This window comes from Bacillus sp. ISL-46 (genome assembly GCF_018613205.1).
Map to the genome: position 1 here is coordinate 48,098 of NZ_JAGGQR010000097.1, position 8,982 is coordinate 57,079.

The following is an 8,982-nucleotide window of genomic DNA, read 5'->3' on the forward strand; positions in this document are numbered from 1 at the left end:
GCCTATTTTTTTAAAAAGGACTAACAAATTTTTTGAATAAGCTCAACGTTGTTATTTCTCGGTGAGTTTACTAAGGAGGATACTTCGTAAGTCTCCATTAAGTTTTCATCAAAGGGGATAAGTAGTTTACTTAAATCATTAGTATTGGAGATGGATGGATCCAGCCATGTTTTTTCATCGTCTGGCTTCAAAATAACGGGCATCCGATCATGAATATCTTTCATTAGTTCATTGGGTTCGGTTGTTATCACGGAACAAGTATAGAGCGTTTTTCCTTCAGGTGATTTCCAAGACTCCCAAATGCCTGCCATGGCAAACAGATCATCGGATTTTAGTTTAATTCGCATCGGGGTTTTGCTTTTATCCTCATGTCGTTTCCATTCATAAAAACTATCGGCGATAACTAGGCAACGCTTCTTTTTGAAGGCTGCTCGGAAGCTTGGCTTTTCCGATAATGTTTCGGCTCGGGCATTAATCATCTTATGGCCAATGGATGCATCCTTTGCCCATGGCGGAACTAAGCCCCATTTTAAAAATCCCATCCGATTTGACTTGCCGTCGTTAATCACGGCAAGTACGGCTTGAGATGGAGCAATATTATAACTCGGAGCATAATTTTCTTCTTCAAGAAAAGATATAATATCGAAACGATCAATGATTTCCTCGAACGTAGCTGTTAACGTGAATCGGCCGCACATACTATTTTCACCTCACGAATTTGTTACGTCTATTGTAACAAAGATCATGGACAAAATCCTTTTTATACGAAACTCTAAATATGACGTGAAGTAAAAAAAAAGGAGACCCCTGAAAATGATTGGAGGTCTCCTTGCTGGAATCAATGGGATCTGCGAGCAAAATCTACAAACCGAAATTTATCAGGCCGATGCCTTGATTCCGTAAATTGAAAGAGGGTGGCATCATCTAAATAAACATAGTTTTTTATGACGACTACATTGTGAAAGCCTTCAAGGTCTAATAAGGAGCGATCCTCGAGTGAAGGTTCTTCTACGACAATTTCTTTTTTGGCAAAGCTAATGGTCAGGTTTAATTGATTTTCAATATATTGGTAAATGGAATCCGCACAAATTTCTTCTGTTAGGGAAGGAACATGCATTTTAGATAAAAAATCTTTATCTAAAATGATTTTCTCTCCGCCCATTTCCCTTGTACGAACTACCTTCCATACCAGGTCCTTACTTCCCAGCTGTAGCTGCTGCCTGACAAAACCATCGGGCTTGATTAACGAGAGCTCGTTCACAATCGTTTTTGGTTTACTGCCCATTTTATTTGCCAGTTCTTTAAAACTAACCAGCCCCGAAACAGGAAAATCAAATTTGCTGATGTCGATCACGATCGAACCTTTTCCTCTAACTTTTTGGATATAGCCATTTTGCGAAAGCAAATTTAACGCCTTTCTAATCGTTTCTCTCGATGTATCGAATTGATCTTTTAATTCGTTCTCAGAGGGAAGAAGCGTTTGTGGAGGAATTTCTCCACTTTTTATTTGCTCGACAATAATGTTGTAGATCGTTAGGTACTTGTTCGTCATTAGGACATCTCCGTTCATCTTTTCAGGTAATACACAACCGACTCATATGGCCGCAAGGAGATTTCCGGGCCAATTGGTGTCGAATCCTCATAATTAGAGAGTAACATCTCACTATCATACTCATCAAGATGTAAATCAGTAGGGAGAACGAATGCTTTCTCTTTATCGTAAAAATTGTTGATCACTAGTAATTTTTCAGAGCCAATTGTCCTTACATATGCAAATATAGCATCATCTTCATTAGAAATAGGGAGATATTTTCCATCTGTAATCACATCATACTTTTTTCGTAATTGTATAAGTTTTTGATAGTGGAAAAAGATAGAGTCTGAATCTTTTAGTGCCTGCTCCGCATTGATTTCCTGGAAATTACTTGCCGTTTGAATCCAAGGAGTCCCGCTTGTGAAGCCTGCATTTTCATTTGCATTCCATTGGACTGGCGTTCTTGAATTGTCACGGGATTTTTGTTTTAGGATATCAATAATCTCATGTTGGTCCATACCCTCATTTTTCTTGATGTTAAAAATATTTAAGGACTCTACATCTCGATATTCATCGATGGAGTTGAAGTTAGGATTGGTCATCCCAAATTCTTCGCCCTGATAAATATAAGGGGTTCCCTGCATCATATGAAGGGTGGTGGCCAGCATTTTAGCCGATTCTTTATGATATTTTTGATCATCGCCGAAACGGGACACGACTCGTGGCTGGTCATGATTACACCAGAAGAGGGCATTCCAGCCGCCGCCTTGATTCATTCCAACCTGCCAATTAGATAAAATCTGTTTTAAAGTATGAAAATCAAAGTCCGCTTTCGTCCATTTATCACCATGGGGATAGTCGACTTTTAAATGATGGAAGCTAAATGTCATGTTTAATTCTTCTTGGGTTGGGTTCGTGTATTTAATGCAGTTATCAATTGATGTAGATGACATTTCACCGACCGTCATAATATCATATTTTGAAAAAACTTGTTCGTTCATTTCATGTAAAAATTCATGGATTCTTGGTCCATCGGTATAAAATTTCCGGCCGTCGCTGTCATCCTGTGGGAAATTCTGGTCTTTGGAAATTAAATTGATAACATCGAGACGGAAGCCATCGACACCTTTTTTTAACCAAAAGTGCATCATTTCGTATAGGGCTGCACGCAGCTTTTCATTTTCCCAGTTTAAATCTGCTTGGGTCACATCGAATAAATGTAAGTAATACTGTTCGGTGGTCTCATCATATTCCCATGCTGAACCACCAAATTTTGATTCCCAGTTCGTAGGAGCCTTGCCGTTCTTGCCATCTTTCCAGATATAGAAGTCACGATATGGATTGTCTCTAGTGGACCGTGCTTGTTTAAACCATTCATGTTCTGTTGATGTGTGATTAATGACAATATCCATGATGATTTTTAAGCCGCGTTTGTGTGCTTCTGCTAGTAACCTGTCAAAGTCATCCATCGTTCCATAATCTTCATGAATTGCGTAGTAATCGCTGATATCATAACCATTATCTCTTTGAGGAGATTTATAGATGGGAGTAAGCCAAAGGACTTCTACACCGAGTTCTTTTAGATAGTCTAATTTTTCAATAATGCCTTGAATATCTCCAGTTCCATTTCCAGTCGTATCATGAAAGCTTTTTGGATAGATTTGATAGACGACTGCTTTTTTCCACCATTCATTTGACATTTCAAACACCTGCCTATTTTAGATTAAGTAATTTAATGGAGAAAAGGAGGGAGCATGTCTCCCTCCTAAATATGTGATTTAGCTTTTATTTTTTAAAAGAAAATTTATTCATGCGTGTTTTAGCAAAAATAATTGTTAGTAGGAATGGAACGACAATGGCTACAACCATTGAAATGGCAAACATCGTCATGTGCTGACCTTGGATGGAAAGGAAGCCTGGTAAACCACCGACACCGATTGAGTTAGCCATTACGTGGCTACCAACGGAGACAACGCCTGCAATCATGGAACCAATCATCGCAGCAAGGAATGGGAAGCCATACTTTAAGTTAATCCCGAACATTGCTGGCTCTGTTACTCCAAGGTAACAAGAGATGGCTGCTGGAATCGATACTTGTTTTTCTTCTTCATTTTTACGATTGATAAAAATCATCGCAAGTACAGCTGAACCTTGGGCAATATTAGATAGTGCAATCATTGGCCATAGGTTTGTTCCGCCAAGTTCACTCATTAATTGTAAGTCAATCGCATTCGTCATGTGGTGCAACCCTGTAATAACAAGTGGTGCATATGCGAACCCGAAGATTGCCGCAAATACCCAGCCAAATGCAGAGGTTAAGCTTGAATACACTACATGAGAAATTCCAGAACCGATGCTCCAGCCGATAGGGCCTAAAACAGTATGAGCGATTAAAACAGTAGGAATTAACGCTAAGAATGGAACGACAATCATGGAAATGGAATTTGGAACAATTTTACGTAATCTAGTTTCTAAGAAAGCAAGCACTAATCCAGCTAAAATTGCAGGAATTACTTGTGCTTGGTAACCAATCATTTCAATTTTTGCAAAACCGAAATCCCAGACAGGAATATCCTTTGCACCTGCTACAGCATAGGCATTAAGCAATTGCGGAGATACTAGTGTAATACCAAGGACGATACCTAGGATTTGTGAACCACCCATTTTTTTCGTAACCGACCAGGTAATTCCGACTGGAAGGAAGTGGAATACTGCTTCACCAATCAACCATAGGAAGGAGTGAACACCTGCCCAGAACTGTGAAACCTCGATGATGGACTTTGTTCCATTCTCAAGTAATTTGATATCACCGATGATGTTTCTAAAGCCGAGGATTAAACCTCCGACAACTAGAGCAGGAATTAATGGGGTAAAGATTTCGGCTAGGTGGGCCATCATTCGTTGCAACCAGTTCATATTCTGTTTGGCTGCTTCTTTTGCTTCTTCTTTAGAAGTTCCATCCACATCAGCAATTTTTACAAATTCATTATAAAAGCTAGATACTTCATTCCCAATGATGACTTGGAATTGTCCGGCTTGGGTAAATGTACCTTTTACAAGCTTAATGGACTCGATTTCTTTAATATCCGCTTTGCTTGGATCGTTTAAAACGAACCGCATTCTTGTAACACAATGGGTAACGGCTGCAATGTTTTCTTTACCGCCAATGTGTTTTAATAGATCATTTGAAGGATCTGTGTACTTCGTCATTTGTCTTTCCCCCTGTTTGAATGGGCATGTCCCCATTTTATATCCTCTATTTTTTTATCACTCTATATACAGTCAATGTGTACGTTTTCATAAACGATTGTTGCTTGTATATACAAGTTATGATTACGATTTCATTCTAGCTTGTATATACATGTATGTCAACTAGGAAAATTTTTGTTTTTTAAAATTGCAGAAACTTTTACACTTTAAAGTAATAATGATTGAAAGAAAATTTTGAAAATGGTAATATAAAGATGTTTAAATTCTTCTGAGTTTAGACCTCCTAATTAAGGACTTGGCCTAGACCACCAAGTTCTCATTTGGACCTTTGATTTTATTTCAAAGGTCCTTTTTTTTATAAAAATCTTCCTTACTGGGTATTTTGGTAATAAAAGAAAAATGTAGGAGGCAAACTGCCTTGGAATTTCAAACAATAAATCAATGGGATGAAAAACTTTGGAAACAGGTGAGTCCTATTTACCATCAAGCTTTCGATGGGAAAGGAGCGAAGCCGGAGAAGATCATTCGGAATATGTTTCAGAAACAGCTTTGTTTCCTACATATAGGGGTTGAAGAAGTTCAAATAGTGGCGATGGCAATGACCGGGAAGTTGGAAGGAACGCAGGCCCTGCTAATTGATTATTTGGCTGTCCACCACAAATGGCAGCATCGTGGGATAGGCATGAAAATGATGAAGTATATTCAAGAATGGTCAATGACCAAAGGAAATATGAAAAGTCTGTTGATTGAAGTTGAATCCGAAGAAACGCCTGAGACACTTTCAAGGAATCGTTTTTGGAAAAAGTGCGGTTTTACCTTAACTGATTACATACATGATTACAAATGGGTGCCCGAATCTTACCGAGCTATGTTTTTGAATATGGTGCCTGACACCAACTTGCCTGAAAAGGGTGAGGAACTGTTTAAGTTAATTGAAAAGTTTCATAAGGCATCTTATCAGGGATCAGAAGTCGGGGGAAATAAAAATTAATTTTTAGGAAAAGCAGGTCTTGATGAGGTAAGTGTACTAAATAATATCGATGTTAATCAAAAGGGAGTGTTATAAATGAAGGGTCAAGCGACACCATACTTAATGTTCGATGGAAATGCAAAAGAGGCATTAGAGTACTACCGTGAAGTATTCGGCGGTGAAATATCAAATCTTCAAACCTATGGTGAGGCAGACTATCCGACACCGCCAGAGGCGCATGATCGTGTAATCCATGCTCAATTTAAAAAGGACGATCTTTTCCTAATGGCCTCAGACGCGTTTCCGGGGAATTCAGTCGTGGTAGGGAGTAATATTTCATTAACATTGGAATTCGAAAGCGAAGATGAAATCCGTGGGATATATGATACTCTTAGTCAAAAAGGAACGGTTTATATGGAGCTGCAAGATACTTTTTGGGGAGCAAAATATGCGAAGGTAAAAGATGCCTTTGGTGTGATTTGGGATCTTAATTATACAAAAGCCTAATTTTATCTAGAGGGAAAGGAGGCAGGAGTTTTTCGGCCTCCTTTTTTACATATAAAGTCCCGCCAAGAAAATTCCCAGTGATTTTTGATAGATCTCATCAAATTGTGACAATGGAAGTGGATTTATTCCTCGGCCGAGTTCAATCGTAAATCCTGGTCGCTTCCAATCTTGAATAAACCAATCCTTGCAACCGGCATAGCTCTCAATCGTTTTGATAGGCTCGTAACCACTTACTCGGCTAAATTCTTTCACAATGTCCTCTGATTCAGGAGGTTCAAGATTTTCAAACCCCCAGTAGATGACCTCACCTTGTGTATGAAAGGCTAGAACTCTTACAAAATCTCGTTTTTTTATTAGTTTCGCCATTGCCATTGCTTCAGGCTCTGATAAAGGTTTTTCTCCTACAAAATCTCTTGGTCCAGGCTCAGTCTGATTCCTTGCCTTTTCTAATTCCCATCTAGCCGGGAATTGGTCATTTAGGTCAACCCCTCGAATATTAGCTTTCCAGTCCGTAAAATCTGTACTGCCCTTATTGAAATCAACCACTCTTTTATTCCAATTTTCGATTTCTGGGGGGCCATGTAGAACGAGGTCTACTCCATCTGGATTTACCATTGGGACAATAGATAAAATGCTTTGTTGGTAAAGTGGAAACATGGGTAGCCCACGGATCAGATTATGATTTGTCAGAGCTAATAAATAATCATTTAAAAAGGTCATGATGATTGATGTGGTTATCCATTCATTGGCATGAAATGATCCATTATAATGAACTCTTTTTTCACCCGTTCCGATGACGATCTCTGGAATTTTTTTCCCAAGAACTGTCTTACCAATCACAGGTATCTGCATAAACGGATAAACCTCTAATAATCTCTTGATATCATTCATCAATTTGATGTAATCATAACTTTGGCCACTATCCACTAATCTCCAAGTGATCCTAGTTGGAACCTTAATGGTTTGACCTACATTTAGATTTTTTTCATCTAGGTTAGGATTAACCAAAGTAATAGCCTCTAGGGGAAGAGATCTGCGTTGACCAATACTCCATAAGGTATCGCCAGGGCGAATCTGATAATCCTGGGCAGCAAAGCCTGGTAATCGTACACGTTGGCCTTCAGAAAGATTATTATGATCGACATTTCTGTTCGAATCAATTATTAGCTGCAAATTTATATGAAACATCTGGCTGTAATGCCATAATGAATCTCCTTTTCTAACGACAACCTCCATAAATACCCTCCTGCAGTAAAAAATAGTATTAATAATATCTATGCTATAGGGAATAAAATATTAGTTAGAATTAGAGTTTCTGCCACCATTTACCAGTTACTGATGTATTAAACAATTCATCCTTAGTCCAAAAATCTCTGCTTCCATTTTGGCAAAGGGAGGATACAACTTTCTCTTTTTCCAAACCATTTATAACGATTCTTTGCAACTATGTCGTAAAGGAAATCCCTGAAAAGTGGAGGGAGGAAGCGGAAGATCGATAATATGCGCCAAGCCCCGCCTAATTTACTGCAAACACGAAGAGCAGCACTTGATTTTATATAGACCTTTTCCATTTCAATTAGGACGAAACTATTTAGGTCATAGTTTAAGCTATGCTTTTTTAATAATCTTTGGCCAGTCTCACCTTGGAGTGAGGCAAATTTAAAATAGCCCGAGGTGTCTCTTTTTATTATAAATTTCACACTGTTGTTACACAGATTGCAAACCCCATCAAACAAGATAATCCGATCCACCATTCCACCACCTTCACAACTAAGTTTGTGTTGTAATTTAGTTTAGCATAATTTCATCCTGATACAGTTTTGTAAGTACTTAGGAATTCGGAAAGCGTCCATTGGAGACGGACAGACTATTAGAAGTGTCCACGAATGGTGCCTGACACCAAAAATGACACCAAAGTAGTGACACTAAAAAAGGACTCCAAAAAAATTTGAGAGAAGTATGGAAATTTCATTTATTTTTACTGTATTTGTGGTACCATGGAGTGTGTTCGACTATTTCTGTATAGTAAACTAGAAAATTATGTTTTTATATATTAAGGGAGGAATAAGATTGAAAAATTTAATAAAAAAAGCTCCCAATTTACTATTTTTGCTTGTGATTCCTCTTCTAGCCAAAATTTATGAATTATTAAATTCCCGTTCACATAGAGCTGTCGATATTAGTACGTCAATTGACCAAGCGATCCCGTTTTTGTCGGTCTTTATCATTCCATATATCCTTTGGTATGCTTATATTTTTTGTTATTTAATCTACTTTTGTTTTAAGGACACAAAAGTATACCTTAAAACGTTAATTTTAATTGTTGTAGCAGAACTAATTTGTTTTGTTATTTATTTCTTTTTTCAAACCACAGTCCCAAGACCAACTATTGAAGGTAATAATATCTTTAATCATCTTGTTTTGTGGATTTATGCAAATGATCGTCCGTTTAATTGTTTTCCGAGTATCCATGTACTTACCACATTTGTTATAATGCTTGCTTCACTTCATATTAAAAACAAACATCTAATTAACAATGTTTGTATCCATGTTGTCGGGACTTTGATTATCATTTCAACCCTATTTGTTAAACAGCATGTCATATTTGATATGATTGGTTCGATGTTCCTTGTTACTTTCCTATACGGAATTGCGTTTGAATTATTGTCATTTACTCGAAAAACGGAAACTGCTTATGTTAAAGAAAAATAGTTTAATAAAAAGAGTGTCTCTAGACACTCTTTCAGACTGTCGACAAATC

General features: G+C 37.8%; 9 protein-coding genes. 3 read left to right on the forward strand and 6 right to left on the reverse strand.

The genetic code is table 11. The features are described 5' to 3' along the window. Window positions 1-20: 20 nt before the first annotated feature. The 4 genes from J7E67_RS29715 to treP form a co-directional block, all read right to left on the reverse strand. Window positions 21-698, reverse strand: a complete 678-nt coding sequence (locus J7E67_RS29715) for an SOS response-associated peptidase (RefSeq protein ID WP_214717168.1) — start codon at window positions 696-698, stop codon at window positions 21-23. A gap of 140 nt (window positions 699-838) precedes the next feature. Then, on the reverse strand, window positions 839-1,552 hold the full coding sequence (gene treR / locus J7E67_RS29720; protein WP_214733394.1) for a trehalose operon repressor: 714 nt from the start codon (window positions 1,550-1,552) through the stop codon (window positions 839-841). Between the two features lie 14 nt (window positions 1,553-1,566). Beyond that, on the reverse strand, window positions 1,567-3,234 hold the full coding sequence (treC, locus tag J7E67_RS29725) for an alpha,alpha-phosphotrehalase (protein WP_214717170.1): 1,668 nt from the start codon (window positions 3,232-3,234) through the stop codon (window positions 1,567-1,569). Between the two features lie 85 nt (window positions 3,235-3,319). Further along, on the reverse strand, window positions 3,320-4,744 hold the full coding sequence (gene treP / locus J7E67_RS29730; RefSeq protein ID WP_214717171.1) for a PTS system trehalose-specific EIIBC component: 1,425 nt from the start codon (window positions 4,742-4,744) through the stop codon (window positions 3,320-3,322). A gap of 418 nt (window positions 4,745-5,162) precedes the next feature. Here treP and J7E67_RS29735 point away from each other — a divergent pair, with 418 nt between their 5' ends. Together J7E67_RS29735 and J7E67_RS29740 are read left to right on the forward strand one after the other, a co-directional pair. Then, complete coding sequence (locus J7E67_RS29735) at window positions 5,163-5,735, forward strand: GNAT family N-acetyltransferase (RefSeq protein WP_214717172.1); 573 nt, start codon at window positions 5,163-5,165, stop codon at window positions 5,733-5,735. A gap of 75 nt (window positions 5,736-5,810) precedes the next feature. Continuing rightward, complete coding sequence (locus J7E67_RS29740) at window positions 5,811-6,221, forward strand: VOC family protein (protein ID WP_214717173.1); 411 nt, start codon at window positions 5,811-5,813, stop codon at window positions 6,219-6,221. A gap of 45 nt (window positions 6,222-6,266) precedes the next feature. Here the strand turns inward: J7E67_RS29740 and J7E67_RS29745 are convergent, their stop codons facing one another. Together J7E67_RS29745 and J7E67_RS29750 are read right to left on the reverse strand one after the other, a co-directional pair. After that, entirely contained in the window at window positions 6,267-7,457 is a 1,191-nt protein-coding gene (locus J7E67_RS29745; protein ID WP_214717174.1) for a M14 family metallopeptidase, read from the reverse strand. A gap of 122 nt (window positions 7,458-7,579) precedes the next feature. Continuing rightward, window positions 7,580-7,975 carry a thiol-disulfide oxidoreductase DCC family protein gene (locus J7E67_RS29750; RefSeq protein WP_251027087.1) on the reverse strand — a complete coding sequence of 132 codons (396 nt, stop codon included), beginning with the start codon at window positions 7,973-7,975 and terminating at the stop codon, window positions 7,580-7,582. 316 nt (window positions 7,976-8,291) lie between these two features. Between J7E67_RS29750 and J7E67_RS29755 the strand changes: the two genes are divergently transcribed. After that, the gene (locus J7E67_RS29755) at window positions 8,292-8,933 is read left to right on the forward strand and encodes a phosphatase PAP2 family protein (protein ID WP_214717175.1); all 642 of its coding nucleotides are present in this window, start codon (window positions 8,292-8,294) and stop codon (window positions 8,931-8,933) included. Window positions 8,934-8,982: the final 49 nt, after the last annotated feature.